A 23,007-nucleotide genomic window follows, 5' to 3' on the forward strand; every position below is an offset into this window, starting at 1 on the left:
TTATGCTTTAAGGTCTCTCGAAATATGTAATTCATTTCAGTTATTGCTCAATACATAGAGAATACTCCATTTTCCAACATTTGAAAACCCCATGTACATAAAAATAAATTCAAGCAATCGGTGTTCCATTCGGTAACGGATGATCTGGGGAGAGCAGGACGACGTCACCTTCGCCGGGAACACCGCCCAGTACAAGTACCTCGGACACGAAACCGGCAATCCGCCGAGGTGGGAAATTCACGACAGCAACGACCTGTTTGCCAATCATCAGCTCGGGCGTGTAACGGTGGGTGATCTGGGCACTGGAATTTTTTAAACCGAGTGGCCCGAAATCTATTCTCATCTTAATCGCAGGAACACGAGCCTTCAGAAAAGGTTCAGCCTCCACCACGGTACCTACTCGAATATCATGTTGCGTGAACTCTTCAAAAGTAGCCATAAATAAACTCCTCTCAACGAAACGATGTCATATAGTATAGATGATATATCCATCCCCGAAAACAAAAAATCCAGATTACGCTGTATCGTAACCTGGATTAATCCCTGAAAAACTCTGTTTTTCTTTATGCAATTTTGATTAAGATCTGTTCCAGTTTTCTCCCGTGAGATATTTCTCGGTAAGAATGGACAGCATCTGAATCCCTACTTCATTATGCCCGCCCTCAGGGATGATGATATCCGCATACTTTTTGGACGGTTCGATAAACGCATCATGCATCGGTTTTACCGTTTCGAGATATTGTTTGTACACGGATTGAATCGAGCGTCCACGCTCTTCCATGTCCCGTAGTACTCTGCGCAGAATGCGTACATCGGAGTCGGTATCTACAAATACCTTGATATCCAGCAGTGTACGAAGATGCTCATCAATCAACACATGTAACCCTTCGACAATGATGATGTGGTTCGGCGCAAGCTCAATCGTTTCGCCTGCAGCGCGGTTATCTATGGTGAAGTCATACACGGGAGCATACGCTGGCTGGCCCTTTTTCAACAGGGTAAGATGCTCAATCAACAGATCGTTATCAAAAGCAAACGGGTGATCGTAATTCGTCAGTCTGCGTTGCTCAGGTGTGAGGTCTGACTGGTCTTTGTAATAATTGTCTTGGGATATGAATGTAACTTTGGCTGATCCCAGACGTTCAATAACGGAGCGAGCTACCGTTGTTTTGCCGGAGCCGGTTCCTCCGGCGATACCAATAATGAGCATGGTTGTTCCATAAACCTCCCTAAAGTGGCAGCATGATCAATCGATAAAGAGTGCCCAAAATGTTTTATTTTTAAGCGCGATCTGCATGTCTGTCTGCGAATACACAATTCCTTCATTGTATCACAGTTCGCGAACTTTTTCATCTTAAGGAACAGACCATGTTTTGCCTTCAAAGGAGGAAGCTCATTTTCAGATGTATCATTCTAACGTTGCGTAGAGTGTGATTTATGACCTGGCATTTTCCAAGGAAGAATCAGCTTTTGGCCGATCAGGCGGGTAAGCAGACTAAGCACAATAAACCCAAGCACACTTCCTGAAGTATTGGCGATCAGATCATTAATATCGGTTGAGCGGCCGTTGCCTACCGCAATTCGAATCACGAGTTGCAATAGTTCAATAGTTAAACTTACCGTTAAGCCTGTCTTCGCCACTTTTTTTATGGAGTTGACCGAAGGTCTCCAAAGAGGAAGCAGGAATCCTAACGGCATAAACAGCAGGATGTTCAAAAGAAAGCTTGGCGCATCCGCAGTCAGCAATGGAACCCACTGAATGTTTGAATACCAGGGTGTTTGGTTGGCATACATCCCGATGTTCACATCAATGGGGAAAAATACAAAATGCATCATGCCCAGCATATATATCACAAATGTCAGCATCAACATATACTGTTTGCCTGTATATCTGACTTTGCTCACCCTGGCATGAATCACCAGAGTGAGCAGGGTCAGAATAAACAGTGGCACAAGAACTACAAAGGATGAAATGGTAAACTGAATGGACATGCGATAACCCCTCTGCAAGGAAATGAAATTGAGCTATGGCAACTGGATTTTCATTTCCATTCCTTTAATGAATTGATCGTCCTTGACCTCTTCGGCAAAATCATCTTTCACCTTAAAAGGCTTCACAATCAAGTATTTCACATCCTTGGCTGTGGTAGCATAGATGTTTTCCCAGTTCAACTGGTTTGCTTGATACACACCTTCACCGCTCAATGCAGTCAATTGTCGGCCTTGATCATCATAGACAGCAAATCGGATTTCACGTAGCTGTTTCTCTTCTTTTTTACTTAACGTTTCTTCCCCTTTTAACGCGATCGAAGCAGTTAGACGAGTCGTAATTGGGGTGACCTCGGCTTTGTTCACAGTGACCGTGTACAGATCATTTTCTATCGTGCTATTCGGCTGAACGTTATGAGTGTCCGTTATAGATTTAGTGAACGGAACGGTCAATTCGAACTCATGATCCATACCTTGCAACTTCAACTTCACTTTAGCTTCGAACTGATCCGGGATGACGCCTGTGTGATCTGCAGGAATAACCTGTTCAAAAAGCAACGTATCAGGCTCGTTCGCTCCGGCTGAAGTATAGAACAGACCGCTATCTGGACGAGAACCGTTCACATCGAAAAATACATTTTCAACGCCACTGCTCAGCTTTACGATATCTTTGCCATTGTCGTACATGCCCTGATTGAGATTAGGTGCAGTAACATGAACGAGAAACGCTGCACGTGTGCCGTCATAGACCGTTTCTAATACTTTGAATTTCACATCCTGATAAGTGAAAGAGCTGTTCACTGGTGTAGTCAAACCTTCGTTGCCTGCTGTTCTCAGACCCATATCAGCTTCAATCGAGCTGAAGAGACTGCCTATCAGTGGAATGTTGCGCAACGAGTCAGCCATTGCTGGAGAGACAAAACCGGATGCAAATACCGTTAAGCCCAGCACACCTGCTGCGACAGCAGCTCCTGCGGTACGGCGTAGTGGCTTATGAACACGTTTTGATGGATGAGCCTGAACCGACTCCATATTCATTTGGCTAGCTGATTCCGGAAGGGAATCCAGTGTGGCATCAATGCGGTTACGTACGATTTTAGACATGGCAGGACGCTCCTTGGCTTGTTCTTTTAATTTTTGATCGAGATTAAACGGGTTCGACATGTAATTTTACCTCCCGAAAGTTTTTGAATTTTTGATATAGCTCTTTCCTTGCCCGGCTCAGCCTCATCTTCACGGCGCTTTCGGACAGGCCCAGTGTATCGGCGACTTGACGCAGGCTCATATCTTCAAAGTAGTGCAGTACAATCACAATGCGTTTGGCTTCTTCCAGCTGATCGACTGCTTCTCGCATATCCACCTCATCGTATGGACTGGATTGTGCCTGATGTTCTGCGGGTACTTCTGCGTAAGAAGTGGAGAGAGAGCGGCGGGATAACAAGGTATTGCATTCATTGATGAGAATACGGAACATCCAGGTTTTGAAATACTGTGGTTCCCGAAGGGTATGCATGGATTTGTAGGCTTTCAGGATCGTCTCCTGAATCGCGTCTGCGGCATCCTCTTCTTTGCGCAGCATGGATATGGCGGTATTGTATAGGGAATTTTCGATCTCTCGGATCAGCCTGATGAAAGCTTCACGATCTCCCTGGATAGCCTGTGTGATGAGATCGGGTGAATCCATAGTTAACAGCTCCTTTCGTAACGGGTTTATATCGTGTTAGAGATACATCTCTTGGCCGGTTTTACATAGATTAGACTGCCGGGTGGGGCAGATGGTCACATTTATTTTTTTGTAGGATAAAAATGAAGAGTTACACTGAATGCTGCAAACTTCATATGTTAGACGTCTAAGGAGAGAGCCTGCCCTTCACTTGAAGCAGTATAAGGATAGAAGAAGTAGCGTCTGGCGTTTTTGGAGAACATAAAGAACATCACTAAAAAGCACGTACCTGTCAGATCTTGAAGGGTACGTGCTTTTTGTTAAAGTTTTCATTTATATAAAAGCTCATGGGGGAGCTGAGGTATCTTACAGACCAAGCAATTCTTTGACACTTTCGGCTACGGCTTTGCTGGATTGCGGGTTTTGTCCCGTAACCACACGTCCATCTGTTGTCACATAGGAAGTGTAAGGAGAGGATTTGACGTACTCGGAAGCACGTTCCCGGAGTGCATCTTCGAGCAGGAATGGAACATATTTCGTTTGTTGTGCCAGTTCTTCTTCCTCGTTGGTGAAGCCAGACACTTTTTTATCGTTAATCAGAAGCAAGCCATTGGACAGCTTCACATTCAGCAGGGCAGTAACCCCGTGGCACACGCCGGATACTACGCCACCTTTTTCATAAATATCACGTGATAGCGCTTGAAGTTCGGCATTGTCCGGGAAATCCCACATTGTACCGTGTCCACCCGTGAAGTAGATGGCATCGTAGTCGCTTGCGCTTACTTCGCTCGGTTTCAATGTATTTTTCAATTTGTTCATGAAGGATTCGTTCTCGAAATAAGCTTTGGTGCTGGCATCCAGAGAGTCGCCCAGACTTTTCGGATCAAGTGGCACGTTGCCGCCATTCGGGCTAACCAGATCAATCTGCACATTATCGTTATGGTCGAACTCTTCAATGAAGTGAGTGGCTTCACTGAGCCACAGACCTGTAGGTTCATCTTTGGTTGCATATTTATCGACATTGGTCAAAACAACTAATATTTTTTTCATCGTGAAAACCTCCTGTACATGCTTGTAATTTAAATTGTGTAAAATATAATCGTTAACAACTTCATGCAGACAATATACCATACTCATTTGTTAAAGTAAACTAAAACGATGAAATTCGTATAGTTCGTTTATTCTATCTATTTTGTCCAGGCATGGTATACTCATTATATTGTCCAATTTGGAGCAATTGACGCAGCATGAAGGAGGTACCCCCTTGAAACGTTTGGAAAATTCACAAAAACTACTAACCAAAATCATTCCGGTTCTGCGTGCAAAGTCCATCAGTTCCCTGCGCATGGATGACATCGCGAAACATATGGATATCAGCAAGGCAACCCTATATAAATATTTCTCATCCAAAGAGGAAATTATCCAGAACGTACTGAACGTGTATATTGAGGAGATTCATGATTCCCGGGCAACAATGGACGATGATACGATCTCGTACGAGCGTAGATTTCAGATCGCCTATGAGCATGCGATGACCCATGTGTTATATCTGCCCGAGTTCTTTTGGAACGAGGTGAAGAAGCTTTACCCGGAATTATACGAAGGCATTGCTTCCGCTTTGAGGCATCATAGTGAACAGTTATGTTCATTTTTTGAAAAGGGAATAGAACAAGGTATTTTTAATCGCATTAGCCCGGTGTTATACATGATTCAAGATGAAGCTGTGATCCGCAGAATCGCTGAACCTTCGTTTTCCATTACACATGATATGACCATCCGGCAGGGTTTGTTTGACTTCTACATCCTAAAGAAACATCAGTTACTTAACCCGTCAAGGATTAAGAATCTGGATGATCAGCCGGTGAAATCATACATTAACGAACTGATTCAACAGCTATCACGGACGATGTAACTAGCAGATATGAGAGTTTATTGGATGGCTAGCTCTGGATATAACAACGGGAAGTATATATTTTATTTCAAATTTAAAATAAATAGATTTAAAGTCCTAGGTCTTCTGATATAATCATGTCGAAAGATGTCAATTATGACCAGATGTCTTCTACATATTTTGGGAGGTCTACCCTATGAAAAAGTCAACAAAGCTTCTCTCTTCAACAGCTATTGCTGCAATTGCAGCAGTATCGGTTGTCACTTCTGCATCGGCAGCAAGTGCAACTGTGGCAAAGCCCGTTTCTTCATTGTCCGGAGTAAACGTCTCTGTAGCCAGCGTTAACATCTCCTCTATGGATATTGAAACGGCCTTGATGATGGTGCAGCAGGAGCGCACCAGATTGCTGGATGCTCAATTGCAAACACAAATTCAAGAGGTACAGAACCGCAATCAACAGATTGCTGATCTCAATGCAAAATTGCAAGTGGCTCAGCAAAACGGAGATCAAGCCGCTGTGCAAACATTGAAAGGCCAGATTGATGCCCTCAGCAATTCGCAACAAATGGATATGCTTCGTCTGCAGTCCATGTCTAACAAGCGGAATGAAGCTTTTGATCTCATGACTAATTTCATTAAAAAGATGCAAGACTCCAGATCCTCCATCATCGGTAACATGCGCTAGAACTGGGATCCCAAAACAAGGTTTAGAATGGTACTTTCATCAAGAAGCACAACGTTACAAAAGCAAAAAGAGCGAAGCCGGAATCCACATTCCAAAGCTTCGCTCTTTTTTTATTTTACTCAGCCAGCTTAACCAGACCAGTCCCGGCGACGCGTGAACAAATCCTTCAGCTCATCGGTCGACAGTTCGGTAATCCAGTTCTCCGAACTCGTGATGATGTTGTCACTAAGTTGTTGCTTGCTCTCCAGCATCTCGTCGATGCGTTCCTCGAGCGTACCGAGAGAGATAAACTTGTGCACCTGCACGTCCTTGGTTTGTCCCATCCGATAGGCCCGGTCTGTTGCCTGGTTCTCCACTGCGGGGTTCCACCAGCGGTCAAAGTGGAAGACATGATTGGCCGCCGTCAGATTTAGCCCAACACCACCAGCCTTGATGGACAGAATGAAGACCGAAGGTTGCTTGTCCGCAGGCAGTGTACGGGACTGAAATTCCTCAATCATGCGATCCCGTGCAGTCTTCGACGTGCCGCCATGCAGGTAGAGTACAGGCTCTTGCAGCTCCTGCCGTAGCACTTGCTGTAATATCTGCCCCATGCCGATATATTGTGTGAAAATCAGGCAGCGTTCGCCCTCGTCACGTAGCTCACGAACCAGCTCCATGAGCCGTTCCAGCTTGGCCGAGCGGCTGATCAGCATCGCCATGTCCTGCGGACTGTACACGTCATAGGTTGATGTTGCCGGATCATCCGCAGGCAGTTCTTCAGGCAACGTTTCCTTGGTGAGCAACAGCGGGTGGTCACACAATTGCTTCAATTGGGTTAACGCGGAGAGAATCGCACCTTTGCGCTTGATGCCCTCCAGCTCTTTCATTTTATCCATCAGGGCTTGCACCGATTGGTCATATAATGCACTCTGTTCACCTGTGAGGTGAATATATGTTTTCATCTCATTTTTGTCCGGCAGATCGAGCTGGATATTCGGATCTTTTTTCTTACGGCGAAGCATAAAAGGTTTCACCAGTTGTTGCAGATCCTGCATGCGCTGCTCATCCTTATCCTTTTCAATCGCACTGATGAAGCGGGTTTGAAATGCCCGGGCACTGCCCAGATAACCCGGATTAATGAAATCATAGATCGACCACAGTTCGGATAACCGATTCTCGATGGGCGTACCTGTAAGCGCAATGCGATGTTTCGCCGGGAAGCTGCGTACAGCCACGGACTGTTTCGTCTGGGCATTCTTGATATTCTGTGCTTCATCGAGGCAGATAGCAGACCACGTGTAGGTTTCCAGCAGTTCCTGATCCAGCGTCGCCGTGGCGTAGGAAGTAATGATAATATCCGACTGTTCGGCTTGCTCCCGGAATTCTTCTCCGTTTAACCGGCGTGCCCCGTAATGCAGACTGACACGGATGGAAGGAGCAAAACGGCTGATTTCCTTCTGCCAGTTCCCGAGTACGGATGTTGGACAAATCAGAAGGGCAGGTGCTTGTCCAGGTAGTCTTGGCTCATAATCTTTAATGTGCAACAAATACGTAATGAACTGAATCGTTTTCCCAAGACCCATATCATCAGCAAGACAAGCGCCTAAGCCGAATCTGCGCAGAAAACCAAGCCAAGCAAAACCTTCCTTCTGGTAGGAACGTAGCTCTGCGTGAAGTCCCTCCGGAACTGGCAGGGAAGGGGCTCCGCCTTGTCCGCCTCCGAGCTGAGCGATGACCCGGTTCAGATGATCATTTAACTCCACCTCAAGCCGGATACTCTCGCTGGTCTGAGATGGCTCTGGTTCCTGTTCGCCCTCGGCCTGTTGACCTTCCTTCCATTTCTGCTTGGCATATTCACGCTGTTCATTGTGAAGTAGATGCAGATGCAGAATATCCTGGAAAGAGAGTCCTTCCTCCCGATCTACACCCCCCATCGCTCTGCGAATTTGCTCCAGCAGATCGGGGTCGAGCGGAACCCATTCGCCGCGGAATCGGACGAGTCGTTCATTACGGGCGACGAGATCTGCAAATTCTTCTTCACTAAGATCACTATCCCCAATGGCGATGCGCCAGTCAAAATGAATGATGGAGTCCAATCCAAAGAACGATTGGCCACGCTCACTGCCTTCCTCCGGTTTTACTTTGGCTCGCAGCTTCGGTTTTTTCTTCCGGGCGGCTTCCCACCAGCCCGGCAATAGAACTTGCCATCCCGCGGCTAGCAAGCGACCGCTCTCTTGGGTCAGAAACTGCCAGGCTTGCTGATCATCCAGCGGATCGCTCAGAATATCTCGTCTGCCGCTGATGGAACTGCCAAGACGCGGCAGTTGCGCACGCAGCTGATCCAGCCAGCCAGCCGAGCGATCCAGAACAAATGGCGTCCAAGCTTCGGGCCATTCGCCCTCCAGTCGTCCGCGTGAATCGAGCATGACGGGCACGAGAACGGCAGCATCCAGCTTGTTCTGCAATACCAAACGCAGTCGCCAGGAGAAGTCGTCCTCGTCCGGCTCCTGCAATTGCAGCATCGGGCGGAAGGGTGCAGCATCGGCTTTCCAACCGATGGACACCAGCCACGACCGAGCATCAAGGCCGCCTGTTCGCGGAAGCACTCCGCGCTCGGGGAAGAGCTGTGGGAACTCCCGCCGCAGGTCGGTGGCTGCTTCTTCGGAGCTATACCAGCGCTGGAACACAGCGGCGGAGTAAGCTGCGCCAAGTCCTTCAGCGAAACTTTCATCCGTCTGCTGCATGGCTTGGTGAAGTGCAGCCAGATCCTGCTTTTTCAGACTATCCGAGTCCCACGTCCATTGCAGTTGTCCGGCACGATAAGCCTCAAAGCTGGGTACATGCTTGCGATGATCAATAGACGAGGACAGTATCGGGGCTAGTCGGATCAGGTACTCAGCCTGTTCATCCCACTTCCACTCAATATGAATCAGAGTCTTCATCTCTGCAAAGAATGGGAGAACCTCTTCCGCAGGCAACACCACAAGCTCAATCTCTTCAATCTGCCGGATTTCAAGCTCCGTGCCGTAAAAGGAAGGAGCATGCCATGCGAATAGACGCTGCTTCAACGATTGGCCTGACACAAAGTGATGTGTATTCAGCGCACCGTAAAATAGCGCATCGCCATAGCCGGTCAAAGCCACGTGTACCTCAATCGTTTCCGTGTATGGGTGAATTAGACTCATGGTATCAGCTTACCTTTCCGAAGCTCCTCCTGCAGGGCGCGCAATCGGCTGTTGCGAACAGCCAGTGCAGTAATGAACTGCTCCCACGGCTCCTCTCGCTTCATTTTTTTATATATTTTGGACAGTCGTTTCAGCAGCTTTACTGCGGCTTTGTAACCATCCCTGTTCTTGTGTGCAATATAACGCTCCACCGCCTGATGATAGAACGGCAAAAGCAACTCAGGGGCGTCCTTCTCAATGGGTTGCAATACAGCTACTCGGAATTCGAGAGGTTCAGTGCCTGTGCTCAGCTGAAAATCAATCCACCTGCGCCACTGCCCCCGAGAATGCATGGCATCCTCATAAGCAGGCCTGGAGTGGGGAAGCATGCTGACCAGCGTGTCCCACATCCGGTGCTCTGCATCCGGGACATGCTGGATTGCAGTATCCCACAATCGCATATAGTCCTGTAAAGGAGCATTGCGGCGACCCGCCAGCAGGGGCCCGAGCTGTACCAGCCATTCGGACAGACGTGTCCATTCAGCTGCATCGGTCAGTGTATGGAGAAAGTACAACAGATGTTCCGGCGGAATGCCATAGGCTGAGCTGCCATGGACAAGTTTCTGCCAAGCTGATGAATCCTGTTCCAGATGGTAGTACATCCAGCTCTGTGCCAGAACAAGCGGTAAGGGTAAAGATCCTTTTCTGACGTTCTTCTCTCCGCCGGGGACAGCTCCTTCTGGCGAAATGATCTTTGCTTCTGCTTCGTTCAGTAGATGAAGTTCTGACTCCAACATCGCCTGTTTACCTTGAAGCCAGGGCACAATCCAGTTCAGCCACAGCTTGGAGTAAACGGGTGAGAAGAACATCATATTAGCTGTCTCCGGCAACATCTCTGTCCGCAAATAAGCCGAAGTTTCTTCGAGCCTTGCCCAGACTTGTTCAAATGCCGTGCCCTTCAATCCGGACAAGTCCAGCGACTGGAGCAGAAGGGTCTCAATTCCTTTTTGGAGAGAGTCTACCGCCAGCTGGGCAGGGTAACTTAAATACACAGGAGTATGCGTAATAGAGTTGCGCGCGGGTGGTATACAGTATCGCATGAGGTAAAGCTGAACATGCAGCTCAAACAGCTGATCCATCGCCACTGACATCTTGGGTTTGATCGCGTATAGTTCATCTGCAGCTTCCTGAATGTAGCCCGTCGTTGCCGTTCCTGTCCCGAGTCGCTTAAGGGTCGCTCGAAATAGTTCATGCCATTCAACAATGTCCATTCCAGCGAGTTCGGTTGCCCGCTCCTTAATTGTGCTATACTGGGGTCCATCCGAGGAGATATTGTCTTGGACAGCCTCCTCTTGTTCCGTAACATCGCTGAAGCTATAAGCTCTCGCAGATGTCGAACCTGCCGGTTTGCTGGTTTGTTTCAAGGCAGTACTTGCATGTGCATTGACCAGTGCAGGAACGGGGCGTCCTTGCTGTTCAGCATAACTCATCAATACAGCAGCCATATGTTTGCATGGAGAGTTAACCGGGCAGGTACAATAACTGGTGGACAAGTCCTGCATACGGAGCACAACCTCGTAAGATTCTGATCCTTGTACCTCGGCGGTAATAGCCTGAGCATCGTTGAAATTTATAGATATAACACGTTTCTGTTTATAATATTGGAATCCACGCATGATCGTCAGGTTGTTAAAAAGATCTGCAACTTCACGAATCAGTGCTTGCCACTGCGTGTCATCCATGATCTGATCCTTAGGTTTGTTCATCATTCCATCTCCTGGGGTATACATGGTTAACTAATGATGACGTCTTCGACGTCAAGGTCTAGAGTTTCAATGCTTCTATCATATCAGTTCTGGAGATGCTCGTGCAGACGTCATCGGAATCTACTGCACGAATACTCCATATTGTGTATGCTTATCTTATAACGTATGTATTCATTTCAGGAGCGGTACTGGCTGCGCGGCAGCCATATAAAGACTATATTCAACAACAGGAGCGAGCATAGAGATGAAAATCCTTACATTAAATGTCCATGCTTGGGCGGAAGAAAACCAACGAACCAAGATCAGTCAGCTGGCTGATTTTATCAATACACATCAATTTGATATCATATCGATGCAAGAAGTGAACCAGCCGATTCAAGAAACGGCTCTGACCCAAGAGGAATTGCAGACGTATACAGCAACCGAAGCGGATGTGACGATCAAAAAGGATAACTACGCTCATGTCCTGCTACAGCAACTAACCGAGACGTATTACTGGACCTGGATTCCAACACATATCGGGTTTCGTACATACGATGAGGGGCTGGCGATTCTAAGCCGGACACCCATTACTCGTTCATTCGGCGAATACGTGTCCCACATGCGGGATTATAACAACTATCGAACACGCAAAATCGTCGGGATTGAGACTACCCTGGAAGGTGAGTCCACATCCACATGGTTTGTGAACGGACATTATAACTGGTGGGATGATGCACAGGAACCTTTTAAGGGGCAATGGGATTTGACCGAGCGTGTGCTTGCACCTTATATGCATCAACCGTTGTATCTGATGGGGGACTTCAACAATGTCGCGGAGATTCGTGGACAAGGCTACGATTACATGATGGAACATGGCTGGAATGATCTGTATACGACAGCCGAACAAAAAGACGACGGGGCTACTGTGGTTAAAGCGATTGCCGGTTGGGCGAACAATGAACAACCGCTAAGAATTGATTATATTTTCTCGAATCGTCCTGTTCAGGCGCAGATCTCCAACGTTGTGTTAAATGGTAAAAAGGGACCTGTCGTATCCGATCATTTCGGTGTTGCGGTAGAGATATAAGGATATTCCGAGTTTATGCTTTTGCACGTACATTCTCTTTCTCGTGTACGCCTGAATGCTATATTCGATCATGTAGATAGAAAGCCTCCGCTCATATCCCGAACAGGGAATGACTGTGGAGGCTCTTGGTGTGTTATGAAAAACTCATTTCTTATGTAAATCGTGCTGCTTAAATTAAATTTTTCTAAGATTCATTGTTGATCAATAAATGTTTATTCAAGCGCCAGCATCTGCTGTACAAACTTTTTTAGATTTGCACTGGTCTCACTCAGTTGTTCAATACTTTGCATAAATTCAGTCACAAGCTTGGCTTGATCTCCAGTTGCTGTCGTAATCTGGCCAATCTCTTGCTCCATATATTTCATGGAATGCTGCACACTGCCCAGAGAGGTCTCTATATCCGACGCAGCTTGTTTCGTATGATCGGAGAGTTTACGGACTTCACTAGCTACGATGCCGAATCCGGCGCCTTGCTCACCGACACGAGCGGCCTCGATCATTGCGTTTAATCCAAGCAGATTGGTTTGCTCGGAGACTTCACGAATCACGTTAGTGACTTTTGTGACGTTAATCGAATTTTCGGATGCCTTTTGAGAATTTCGCAAAATTTCCTCCGAGGTTGTTGACAGCTGCTCCGAATGAGCTGCAATTTGCTGAATGCCACCAACAAGGGAGTTGATTGTTTTTTCGCTTTCGCTAATCAGCTTTTCCAGTGTAAGGTGATTATCAAGTGCGTAGTTGACCCCCAGGATGCCGACTACTTGTCCGTTTTCTTTTACAGGGATGAGGATGGAATCGAACGGCCTTCCCTGAAGATCACCAGGCATGCGCACAACGGTGCGGGAGTCCTTATTGCTCAGCATTTTGAAATGCTTGTAGTCATCATGTAGTTCGTCACCGGCTTTTACACCAATATCTAGACTTTGGGCTTCGGAGAAATATAATACCTTTTCATGATCATTGATCGATATGGAGATATCGTCACGGAACATTTGACGTACAAAAGGCATCGTATTGACCAGAGATTCAAGCGTATTCAATATAAATCTGTCCTTTCCAAATTAGTATGGATTGTTATTAAACTACCTAGTATATATCGGTTGCGCCTCGAATTTCTTTTAACCATGATTGTAACAGGTACCATATATTTCTTGATTTTGGTAAGCAAAGCGAGGATTTGCGAATACAGTGTAAGCGTAAACAAAAATCTATAGCCACCATGAGCTGTGTCAGTTATACTAGGATTATTAATCGATACGAATGGTAAAAGAAATGCTGTCGCTTGCTCATAAAGGGGTATCCTCATTGAGGTTAAGCGCTATATCTATATCATGAAAATAAGTGAACAACGTCCTGTAAACAAGCATGGGCTTTTATAAGATTGAGAAGTACTTCAACATGAGAGGAATGTGGCATTCAATGACAACGTATTTCAGTGAACCGCAGAGCATGTATTATCGATTCGGAGAAGATCAGGAGCAGGTATTGAAGGTGCTTGCCGAGAGATATATTGGTGCCAATGCACAGGCTGATTTTGTGTACCGTGCGTTTCAGCAATCCGGCATTTTGCAAAATGATAAAGGGCTCTATGATCTGAATCTTGGTAAACGCTTTCCAGACGCGCCGAAAGATCATATCTCCTACGCCGCAGCGCTGGTATGGGGGGATGAGAACCGTAATCTCGATGTGCTGGTACGTTGCTATGGACCGGTACGTTTTTATTTTAACAATGAGTTGATCTACCGTTCTACGGTCATTGATGAGATAACGCCAGATGCCACGGTGAAGCTTGGAATCGACATCGAGCCCGGCTGGAATACCGTGTGGCTGGAGATGAAAAACACCCCTGCCGGATTCGGATGCCAGTTCGGTTCCGATGAAGGCAAAGTACGTATTCTGAATGTACTTGCTCCTTTTCAAGAGCGTTCGGGGCAAGCGGGATGGGTCTTCTCTGAACCTGTTACATCCGCACAAGCCCAGCCAAACCTGCTCGCGAGTCAAGGAGAGAGTAATCTAAAATGGTTGCCAGAGACCCAGTGGTCTGCTTCTGATCAGAATAAATCGGCTTTGGAACGAATCTATGGACTGCTTCCAGGCAGACACGCTTATGCATGGACGAATCTGAACAATCGTGATACCTCTGGACGTCCGGTTCGATTATCTGGACAATCCTCTGGTCCAATACAGATCTGGCTCGGGGACAAGTCAGTTGCAACAATAAAAAACGCAGGATCGTTTGAAGTGGAGGTTGAAGCCACATTTGGCCGAAATGATCTTCTGGTACGAAGTGAATGTCAAGCCGGTGCTGGCTCATGGGGATTTGACCTGAAAGCTTCTGTCGGTACAGAGTCTCTTCAGTTGGAGCTTCCGCAACGAGTGCAGGGAGCATTGGAAGAATGTTGGTTCTATGCAGGTCCATTTGAATCTGGAGCCGAGCCAGAACTTGCAGATTTGATGCGTTTGGATCGTGTGTACCGGACTAATGCAGGACAACAAGGCACAGGAACGAGCGGCGTTTCGCAAGCAGGGCGGACGTACTGGCGTTTGGGTCGGCCGGATACGTTCATCCGACCTTATTATGAAAATGCGATGCTGAGCAATAAATGGACCGTGGGTAGTGTAACCAACTATGGACGTTGGGATTACCCGCTGGGTGTCACCGTCTATGGCCTGCTCCAGGCAGGACGATATATGCAAAGAACAGATATTACCCGTTATGCCGCAGAACATGTACAGTCATGCACTCAGATGTATGAGTATTCTCTATGGGATCGTGAGCAGTACGGTTTCCCTTCTATTAATCAGCAGTTAATTATGTTGAAAATGTTGGATAACTGTGGTTCCTTCGGCTCAGCGATGCTGGAATCATATACGGAATGCAAGGAACCAACCTTCCTTCCCATTGCTGAACGAATCGCGGACTTTATGCTTAACCGTTTGGAGCGTCAAACGGATGGGGCGTTCTATCGAACATGTGCTGGGGAATATGCCGAGAATACGATGTGGGCAGATGACCTTTACATGAGTACACCATTCCTTGTGCGGTATGCTCGTGTGACAGGGAAATCCGAAGCACTCGATGAAGCGGCCAAACAGTTTTCACTGTATCGCAAATATTTGTTTATGCCTGAATACAAGATTATGTCTCATGTATATGATTTCAAATATAAACAGGCGACTCAGATTCCTTGGGGGCGTGGTAACGGGTGGACTCTTTTCTCCCTGACAGAAGTACTGGAGGCATTGCCTGAAGACCACGCGGAGCGTCCCGCTTTAATCGAGTTTTTCAACGAGCTATGCGAGGGTTACGCAGCACTGCAAAGTGAGAGCGGGCTCTGGCATCAAGTATTGAATCATTCGGAAACGTATCTGGAAGCCTCCTGTACAGCTATGTTTGCGTATGGTTTCGCACGTGGTGTACGTTTCGGCTGGTTTAAAGATCCTTCGGCATACGTTACGGCAGCTCAGCGGGCTTGGAAGGGACTGGTGAGCAACGCCATTGACCGTCAAGGGAACGTTCACGGCGTATGTAGCGGATCAAGATATGCATTCACAGCTGAATACTACGATCAAGATTTGCGGACGGTTACCAATGACAACCATGGGATCGGGATCATGATGCTGGCTGGAACAGAGGTAGCCAAAATGGAGAAACATTTATCGGAGCGCACGGCGAAGTCTACAGCGTCTACTGTACATTCCGGATAGAACGAGGTTGTATCAGCTTCCCACCTGCTTCATTTTTTAGGTTTGTTCATCATGAAGAGATAAGCGCCACCGGGAATGTGGTTTCCGGTGGTTTTTCTTTCCTGTGAACCCCTTACTTTTTTGACAGGATAGCTTACTTTTGTTTATGTCATGTACAGAGACAGGCGATTACAATAGTTTTGTAAGCGATTTCATATAAGCAAAAAGGGGAGGAAATTCATTCATGATCATCACCAAAAAGTGGGTAACCCTGTTCTGCCTGTCCCTGTTATTATTCGCTACAGCCTGTTCTGGAGGAACCTCAAGCACACCGGCATCTTCCGGTGATTCAGGCCAAGGCGGTACTTCTGACAAAATTGAACTGCGCATGACCTGGTGGGGATCACAGACCAGACATGATCTGACAACCAAAGTGATCAAACTGTTTGAAGAGAAACATCCAGGCATTACAATTAAAGCTGAATATTCGGGCTGGGATGGATATTTTGACAAACTTACGACTCAGGTTGCCGGTTCGAACGCTCCGGATATCATCCAGATGGACTACGCGTTTCTGACGGACTTTGCACGGCGCGGTGCTTTGCTTGACCTGACGCCATATGCAGATAAAGAGCTGCGAATCAAAGACCACGACAAGAGCATGATTACAGCCGGATCGATCGACGATAAACTATATGCCATCACCCTTGGGGTGAATGCGCCAGGTGTCATTTATGACGCAACATTATTCCAGCAACTGGGCATTGAAGAGCCGAAGGAAAGCTGGACATGGGACGACTTCTCAGCGATAGCAGCCAAGATTGCTGCAGCGAAGGGAGACGGATTCTACGGTTCGGCTGACATTTCCGGTGCTACGAATATGTTTGAGGTATTTGTACGCCAGTCCGGCAAAGGGTTGTTTGAGGATGGCACCATGACAGCAACAAGTGACCAATTGAAAGAGTGGTTTGAGATGTGGGCTGCATTGCGTGAGAACAGAGGAGCTACATCCGCTGAAGTCGCTGCTTCCACAACCAATGCACTCGAAACCAGACCGATTTCTTTGGGTACAGCGGCTATGGACTTTGCGTGGTCCAACCAACTGCTTACGTTCCAACAAGTGAACAAAAACCAGGATCATAAGCTTGGCATTCAAGTGTTGCCACATGGTGTGAACGAACAACGGATCGGTGAGTATCTGAAGCCAGGCCAGTTCCTGTCCGGTTATGCCAAATCCAAACATCCAAAAGAAGTAGCTATGTTCATTGACTTTATGGTGAATGACCCTGAAGCGACAGCGATTCTTGGATCAGAGCGCGGTGTGCCAGTCAATGCGAGCATCCGTGAGCAGATGCAGCCGAAGCTGTCAGATGCAGAGAAAGTCATTTTCCAATTCATTGATACGGTATCCAAACATTCCAGTGAAATTAGCCCGCCATACCCGCAAGGTTTTGCTGAAGTGGACACGAGTTTCAAAAGTGCAAGCGAACAGATCGCTTTTGGTCAAGGTAGTATGACAGACATCATTGCCCAGTTTATTGAGGGCGCCAAAGCAACGCTTGGATCAAGCCAGTAAAGAGAATAGAACTTGTAGCTATAGACGAGTTTTACCTGTATCTGTATTTGTAGATATGTCTACAAGATATATCTACAAATACACCTGGCGGAAACCGTTCCGATGAATTCAAATCCTGCGGGGAGGTTGCGAAAATGACGACATCACAGGTCAGTCAAGCCAGACTCGAGAAAGTAGCCGCCCGGCGCATGAAACGTCGATACGCCCATAATGGAGCCGCTCTGCTCTTTCTCGCTCCTTGGCTTGTCGGATTAGTATTTCTGACCCTGGGTCCCATGCTTGCTTCGTTATACATTTCCTTTACCGATTATAGTATTCTTGCCGCTCCGAACTGGGTCGGTCTGAATAACTACGTCACCATGTTTACGTCTGACAAGCTGTTCACCAAGTCACTTCAGGTGACATTTACCTACGTTGCTGTCTCCGTTCCACTCAAACTGATTTTTGCCTTATTTGTCGCGATGCTGCTCAACAAAGGCATTCGCGGACTTGGCATATACCGCACCGTGTATTACATCCCTACATTGCTGGGAGGAAGCGTAGCTATCGCAATGTTGTGGCGCAAAATGCTGGGCGGTGACGGATTGCTCAACAGCGTACTGGCGATGGTAGGCATTAAAGCACCTGACTGGGTGGCTAATCCGAAGTACGCACTGTATTCCATTGTTCTGTTGTCTGTATGGCAGTTCGGTTCATCCATGATCATCTTCCTGGCAGGACTCAAACAGATTCCACCGGAGTATGATGAAGCTTCTGCGGTAGATGGTGCGGGGCCGATGCGGAGATTTTTCTATATCACGTTGCCGATCCTGTCACCTGTCATCTTCTTTAACTTAGTTATGCAGCTGATTACGTCCTTTCAATCGTTCACACAGGCCTTCATTATCAGTAACGGCAGCGGGGGTCCGGTAAATTCCACATTGATGTACTCTCTCTATCTGTACAAAAAAGGGTTCTCCTTCTTCCAGATGGGTTATGCTTCTGCCATGGCATGGGTGCTGGTAATCCTGATCGGCGTATTTACATTGCTCGTATTCCGCAGCAGCAAGTTGTGGGTACACTATGAGGATGGTGGAAAATCATGATTGGACAACGTAACTCCGTAGCATGGATTGTCACCAAACATGTACTGATTTCAGGTATTGCCCTTGTGATGCTCTATCCTGTTCTATGGATGCTGGGCAGCTCGTTCAAGCCGGGGCATATGATTTTTACAGAAACGTGGTTCTGGCCAAAGGAATGGAATTGGCAAAATTACATGACGGGTTGGTCCGGCGCTCAGGGGAATGCCTTTTCCAAATTTCTGACCAACTCCATCGTTCTGTCGCTTGGAGCCGTGCTGGGCAATGTGATCTCCTGTTCGATGGCGGCCTATGCCTTCGCCCGGCTAAACTTCCGCTTCAAAGCGATCTGCTTCGGGCTAATGCTGATGACGATTATGCTACCGCACCACGTTACGCTAATCCCGCAGTATATTCTCTTTAATCAGTTGGAGTGGGTGAATACGTACTTGCCACTTGTTGTACCAAAATGGTTGGCAACTGACGCGTTTTTCATCTTCCTTATGGTACAGTTTTTCCGGGGATTGCCGCGAGAACTGGATGAAGCAGCGACGATCGACGGTTGTGGCCCGGTAAGAATCTATACCAAAATCATTATCCCGCTCGCTTTTCCGGCACTGGTAACGACGATGATCTTTACGTTTTTGTGGACATGGGATGATTTCTTCAGTCAATTGATCTACCTGAGCGATGTGAGCAAGTACACCGTTCCGCTGGGACTACGTCTGTTCCTGGATTCGAGCTCACAGTCCGATTGGGGTCCGATGTTTGCCATGTCTGTTTTATCCCTTGTGCCATGTTTTATCGTATTTATCGTGTGTCAGAAGTACTTCGTGGAAGGAATCGCGACCTCTGGGCTCAAAGGGTAATTCCAAGACGAAACGAGTTGATTCCGAGTGCGAAAAACAAGATGGTCTGCCTACATTCTTCAAAAGTTGCAACAAAGCAAGCTCTCCACATTGATGGTGACTTGCTTTATTGCGTTTAATTTGCTGCTTGTCTCCATTATTGTATGGCTGGCTTACCAATCCTTCTCTGCGGTCACATTTACCGAAATCAGTAAAGCACGTCTTGCTCTTTTGAATGAGAGCACCAGGCGGGGCTTTGATTTTATTACTGGGGTAACGGGCACGTCCTATGGGCTCGCAAGCAACAGGGAGTTGTCTAACTTGCTGGATACATCCAATACGGGCAGGTTGGCACAGATTCATCAGCGGAGAGAGGTTTCAAAAATTCTGGATCATACCATGGTGGTGAGTGATGGGATTACCTCGATTGAGCTGTATACGGATGCCTTTAATGAAGTAACGGTGACGATGGCTGATCGTATTTTTCCTGTAGATGCTATATCGAATGATTCCTGGTTTGCCGCACTGGAGAAGGCGGACGCAGCTTGGGTCCCGCTTCGTGAGAATGAATCGGGACAATCCTTGGTTGGGTATGCACAGCGGATCTATGATAGTCGAGGCGGGACGGTCGCTTATGTGCTCATTCGTCTAAGCAGAGCGGATATCGTACGCAGGTTTGCCGATGTTCCAATGGTGCTCGATGGCAAAGTGCTACTGGTGGATACCGCCGGCAATGTGGTGATGCAGATGGGGAAGGCTGATCCGTCAGGGGGAAGTACAGGTCAGTCCGATCAAGAAGATCAATCACGTCCCGAAGAAAAGCAGACCATAGCTCAAGGAACGGTGGACGGGACTGACCCATCATCTTCTATTATAGATAGTGCCTGGATTCAGGAGCATGCGCGGCCTGGAGAAGATGGATTCGAAGTGGTATCAGGTCAACCGGGTGGAGCAGAGTTGGTGCTGTACTCCAGACCTGCTATGCTTCAGTGGCGTCTTGTGCAGACGATTCCTGTCTATACCTTGTTATCCCCGGTGCGCCAAGCAGGCTGGCAGATTCTCGGCATCGCCGTCCTTGGATTGTTATGCTCGGCTGTGCTTGCTTATTTATTTGTACGGCAGATTATTCGGCCTCTGCGCCAACTGATCAAACGAATGAGACAGCTTGAAAAAGGGGACTTCGATACGCGTGTAAAACTGTCGTTTACAGAGGAGTACGCCCATCTGGCCTATGGTTTTAACCATATGGCTTCACAGCTTACGATGCTGATGGAGCAGGTCAAGGAAGAGAGTCGAGCGAAACGGGAAGCACAAACCAGCTTGCTTGAGGCTCAGATCAAACCTCATTTCTTATACAATACGCTGGATATGATTCACTGGCGTGCGCTTGATTATGAAGCCAAGGACATCAGTCGTATGATTGTGCAATTGAGCAAGCTGCTGCGGATCGGGCTGAGCGGGGGCAGATTGTTTATCCGTGTAAGGGATGAATTAGAGCATGCCCGTTGTTACGTCAGCATTCAATCTGAACGCTTACCGTTCTCGATTCAATATGAGGAGCGGATCGACCCACGTATACGTGGGTGTCACATTCCCAAGATCATCTTGCAACCCTTTATTGAAAATGCTGTGATGCATGGGCATCCATTGGAAGGAACATTGCGTATCCAAGTATGTATTGCCCCGGCGGAAGGGGCTGTTGCTGATATCACCATTCGAATCACGGATAATGGACAAGGTTTGCCGGAGGATTGGAACATGGAGGATGCACGAGGTATCGGTGTTCGTAATGTACATCAACGTATTCAGTTGTATTGTGGACAAAGGTATGGCGTGCAACTACGGAATGGAAGTTCAGGCGGTGTCGAGGTGGAGATTACACTACCGCGCATTGAGACCGAAGAGCAATTAAATCTGTGGCTGGACGGTGAAAAATGATGAAAACCATTATGCTTGTCGATGACGACCCGCATATTATTAAAGCGCTGACCGAGCATATTAACTGGCCCTCCCTGGGCCTGAGTATTGCTGGTACAGCTGCGAGTGGAGTGGATGCACTTGAGCTGTTCCAGCGCGTGCGTCCGGATCTTGTCATGACCGACGTGTACTTGCCGGGCATGACTGGACTTGAAGTCACGCAGGAGTTGCGGCGTGACTATCCCCACTTGCCGATTATCATCCTTAGTGGATATGACGAGTTCGAAAACGCCAGAGCGGCTATGCGCTGGGGCGTGAATCACTTTTTGCTAAAGCCAGCGGAGGTGGAAGAGATTGAGTCAGTGCTACGGGAAGTGTTGCTGGAACAAGATGTGCGAGAGCGGCGAGAGCGGCTGGAGCGGACGTATAAACAAGAAGCGGGAAGAGTGCTCCCTTACTTACGCAAACAGTTTCTTCATGAATTGCTGACCACACGTTATCGAGCGGACGAATTGCCCGAGGCACGGATGGATTATATCGGGTTTCAAATCTATGATAAGGTTCGTGCAGTCAGTTTGCAGTTGAATCGTCCGGGTTTTATGACACGTATGAAAGAGCGAGACTGGCAACTGTTACGTTATGGAGCGGCGGATATCATCCAGGAAACAGTGAAGCAACAGACTGCTGAGATGGCGAATTGCCAAGTGGAGGTTGTGGATTATTCGGATCAGGTATTTGTACTCGTTATGCTTGGAGACAAGGATTATTTTGAGGACTTGCAGGCTCTCGTAGGTCGGATGATTGATCAGATCTTTACGTATCTGAAAATTGAAGTTAGCGCCGGCATTGGTCGGGTGAAAGAGCATCCCTGCGAGGTCATCGATTCTTATCTGGAGAGCAGGGAAGCGGTAGAACGAGCGGAGTTTCAGGGTGGGAACCGCATTTATCATGTGGAGACATCGGAAGAGGTGGAGCGAAGCGCGACAGATTATTCATTGTTGCTTCATCAATGGGATGAGGCGTGGGCCGATCTACGGATTGATCAGGCGGAGGAGGTCTGGCTTCAATTATTCCATTCGCTACAAGAGGGGAACTGTGCAAGCATTCAGGATGCCCAGGTGGTAGCGGTTAGTTTATTTGATACGATGATGCATAGCTGGAAAAAGCAACAGCCGATGCTGACACCGCCTCTCACGATGAGTGACTTCCTGCGTGAAATTCAGTCTAAATATGCTTTGCATGATCTGATAAACTGGATGGATGGCGTCATTAAGGGATGGCTGGAGCAGATCCGCAAGGAGATGGGCGAGAAGAAAAGCAACAAACTTATCGCTCAAGTGAAACAATACGTTGAGGAACATTACGCAGAGGAGATCAGTTTCGAGGCCATTGCCAAAGGTCTTTTTGTGCATCCCAAGTATTTAAGTCAACTATTCAAAAGGGTAACCGGAGAGAATTTCGTCAGCTACCTGAACGGATACCGTATCCAGCGGGCAGTGGAGCTACTGCAGTCGGGACATTATATGGTGTACGAAGTCAGTGAAATGACGGGGTTCCGCAATGCGACGTATTTTAGTCAGGTGTTCAAGATGTTGACGGGGAAAAGCCCGTCAGAGATTGGCTGAGTGGATTAGTTGTCAGTCTGGCAGGTTGAAGATTCGGGATTCTAAGTCAGATCGAGTGAGGTTGGCGCACCGAACAGAGCAGTA

At 47.5% G+C, this 23,007-nt stretch carries 18 protein-coding genes; 9 read left to right on the forward strand and 9 right to left on the reverse strand.

Annotated features, from left to right (window positions below):
- Nucleotides 1-109: 109 nt before the first annotated feature.
- The 6 genes from csaA to ACT89M_RS01350 all read right to left on the reverse strand — a co-directional run bounded on the left by csaA (nt 110) and on the right by ACT89M_RS01350 (nt 4,702).
- Complete coding sequence (csaA, locus tag ACT89M_RS01325) at nt 110-439, reverse strand: chaperone CsaA (protein ID WP_154891496.1); 330 nt, start codon at nt 437-439, stop codon at nt 110-112.
- A 138-nt stretch (nt 440-577) separates the two neighbouring features.
- Complete coding sequence (gene udk / locus ACT89M_RS01330; protein ID WP_090924213.1) at nt 578-1,210, reverse strand: uridine kinase; 633 nt, start codon at nt 1,208-1,210, stop codon at nt 578-580.
- Nucleotides 1,211-1,413: 203 nt separating this feature from the next.
- Nucleotides 1,414-1,992, reverse strand: a complete 579-nt coding sequence (locus ACT89M_RS01335; RefSeq protein ID WP_154891495.1) for a VanZ family protein — start codon at nt 1,990-1,992, stop codon at nt 1,414-1,416.
- Nucleotides 1,993-2,025: 33 nt separating this feature from the next.
- A complete protein-coding gene (locus ACT89M_RS01340) occupies nt 2,026-3,153 on the reverse strand; it encodes a DUF4179 domain-containing protein (protein WP_154891494.1) in 1,128 nt (375 codons plus the stop codon).
- A complete protein-coding gene (locus tag ACT89M_RS01345) occupies nt 3,137-3,673 on the reverse strand; it encodes an RNA polymerase sigma factor (RefSeq protein WP_154891493.1) in 537 nt (178 codons plus the stop codon). The genes ACT89M_RS01340 and ACT89M_RS01345 overlap by 17 nt, the downstream gene beginning before the upstream one ends.
- Before the next feature lie 345 nt (nt 3,674-4,018).
- On the reverse strand, nt 4,019-4,702 hold the full coding sequence (locus tag ACT89M_RS01350; RefSeq protein ID WP_090924207.1) for a type 1 glutamine amidotransferase domain-containing protein: 684 nt from the start codon (nt 4,700-4,702) through the stop codon (nt 4,019-4,021).
- 214 nt (nt 4,703-4,916) lie between these two features.
- Here ACT89M_RS01350 and ACT89M_RS01355 point away from each other — a divergent pair, with 214 nt between their 5' ends.
- Together ACT89M_RS01355 and ACT89M_RS01360 are read left to right on the forward strand one after the other, a co-directional pair.
- Nucleotides 4,917-5,564: a TetR/AcrR family transcriptional regulator gene (locus tag ACT89M_RS01355; RefSeq protein ID WP_154891490.1), complete on the forward strand. Its 648-nt coding sequence runs from the start codon at nt 4,917-4,919 to the stop codon at nt 5,562-5,564.
- A 175-nt stretch (nt 5,565-5,739) separates the two neighbouring features.
- Nucleotides 5,740-6,228, forward strand: coding sequence for a hypothetical protein (locus tag ACT89M_RS01360; RefSeq protein ID WP_154984887.1), 489 nt, complete (start codon nt 5,740-5,742; stop codon nt 6,226-6,228).
- A 128-nt stretch (nt 6,229-6,356) separates the two neighbouring features.
- Here the strand turns inward: ACT89M_RS01360 and ACT89M_RS01365 are convergent, their stop codons facing one another.
- Together ACT89M_RS01365 and ACT89M_RS01370 are read right to left on the reverse strand one after the other, a co-directional pair.
- Nucleotides 6,357-9,395 carry a DEAD/DEAH box helicase gene (locus ACT89M_RS01365; RefSeq protein ID WP_373323318.1) on the reverse strand — a complete coding sequence of 1,013 codons (3,039 nt, stop codon included), beginning with the start codon at nt 9,393-9,395 and terminating at the stop codon, nt 6,357-6,359.
- Complete coding sequence (locus tag ACT89M_RS01370) at nt 9,392-11,143, reverse strand: SWIM zinc finger family protein (protein ID WP_308723399.1); 1,752 nt, start codon at nt 11,141-11,143, stop codon at nt 9,392-9,394. The genes ACT89M_RS01365 and ACT89M_RS01370 overlap by 4 nt, the downstream gene beginning before the upstream one ends.
- Before the next feature lie 241 nt (nt 11,144-11,384).
- On the opposite strand from ACT89M_RS01370, the gene ACT89M_RS01375 reads away from it, so the two are divergent.
- The gene (locus tag ACT89M_RS01375) at nt 11,385-12,209 is read left to right on the forward strand and encodes an endonuclease/exonuclease/phosphatase family protein (protein WP_221790178.1); all 825 of its coding nucleotides are present in this window, start codon (nt 11,385-11,387) and stop codon (nt 12,207-12,209) included.
- A gap of 212 nt (nt 12,210-12,421) precedes the next feature.
- Here ACT89M_RS01375 and ACT89M_RS01380 read toward each other — a convergent pair whose 3' ends face one another.
- Nucleotides 12,422-13,249: a methyl-accepting chemotaxis protein gene (locus tag ACT89M_RS01380; protein ID WP_253498542.1), complete on the reverse strand. Its 828-nt coding sequence runs from the start codon at nt 13,247-13,249 to the stop codon at nt 12,422-12,424.
- Nucleotides 13,250-13,628: 379 nt separating this feature from the next.
- Between ACT89M_RS01380 and ACT89M_RS01385 the strand changes: the two genes are divergently transcribed.
- From ACT89M_RS01385 to ACT89M_RS01410, 6 genes are all read left to right on the forward strand, one after another.
- Nucleotides 13,629-15,917: a glycoside hydrolase family 88/105 protein gene (locus ACT89M_RS01385; RefSeq protein ID WP_487344969.1), complete on the forward strand. Its 2,289-nt coding sequence runs from the start codon at nt 13,629-13,631 to the stop codon at nt 15,915-15,917.
- Between the two features lie 223 nt (nt 15,918-16,140).
- Entirely contained in the window at nt 16,141-17,472 is a 1,332-nt protein-coding gene (locus ACT89M_RS01390; RefSeq protein WP_154891485.1) for an ABC transporter substrate-binding protein, read from the forward strand.
- A gap of 134 nt (nt 17,473-17,606) precedes the next feature.
- The gene (locus tag ACT89M_RS01395) at nt 17,607-18,557 is read left to right on the forward strand and encodes a carbohydrate ABC transporter permease (protein WP_373323317.1); all 951 of its coding nucleotides are present in this window, start codon (nt 17,607-17,609) and stop codon (nt 18,555-18,557) included.
- Nucleotides 18,554-19,402 (forward strand): carbohydrate ABC transporter permease, encoded by an 849-nt coding sequence (locus ACT89M_RS01400; protein WP_090924199.1) that lies wholly within the window; start codon nt 18,554-18,556, stop codon nt 19,400-19,402. Before ACT89M_RS01395 ends, ACT89M_RS01400 begins: the two co-directional genes overlap by 4 nt.
- A 27-nt stretch (nt 19,403-19,429) precedes the next feature.
- On the forward strand, nt 19,430-21,319 hold the full coding sequence (locus ACT89M_RS01405) for a cache domain-containing sensor histidine kinase (RefSeq protein ID WP_253498532.1): 1,890 nt from the start codon (nt 19,430-19,432) through the stop codon (nt 21,317-21,319).
- Entirely contained in the window at nt 21,316-22,923 is a 1,608-nt protein-coding gene (locus tag ACT89M_RS01410; RefSeq protein WP_154891483.1) for a response regulator, read from the forward strand. Before ACT89M_RS01405 ends, ACT89M_RS01410 begins: the two co-directional genes overlap by 4 nt.
- The last annotated feature ends 84 nt before the right edge of the window (nt 22,924-23,007 follow it).

The organism is Paenibacillus sp. NN59 (assembly GCF_057597225.1).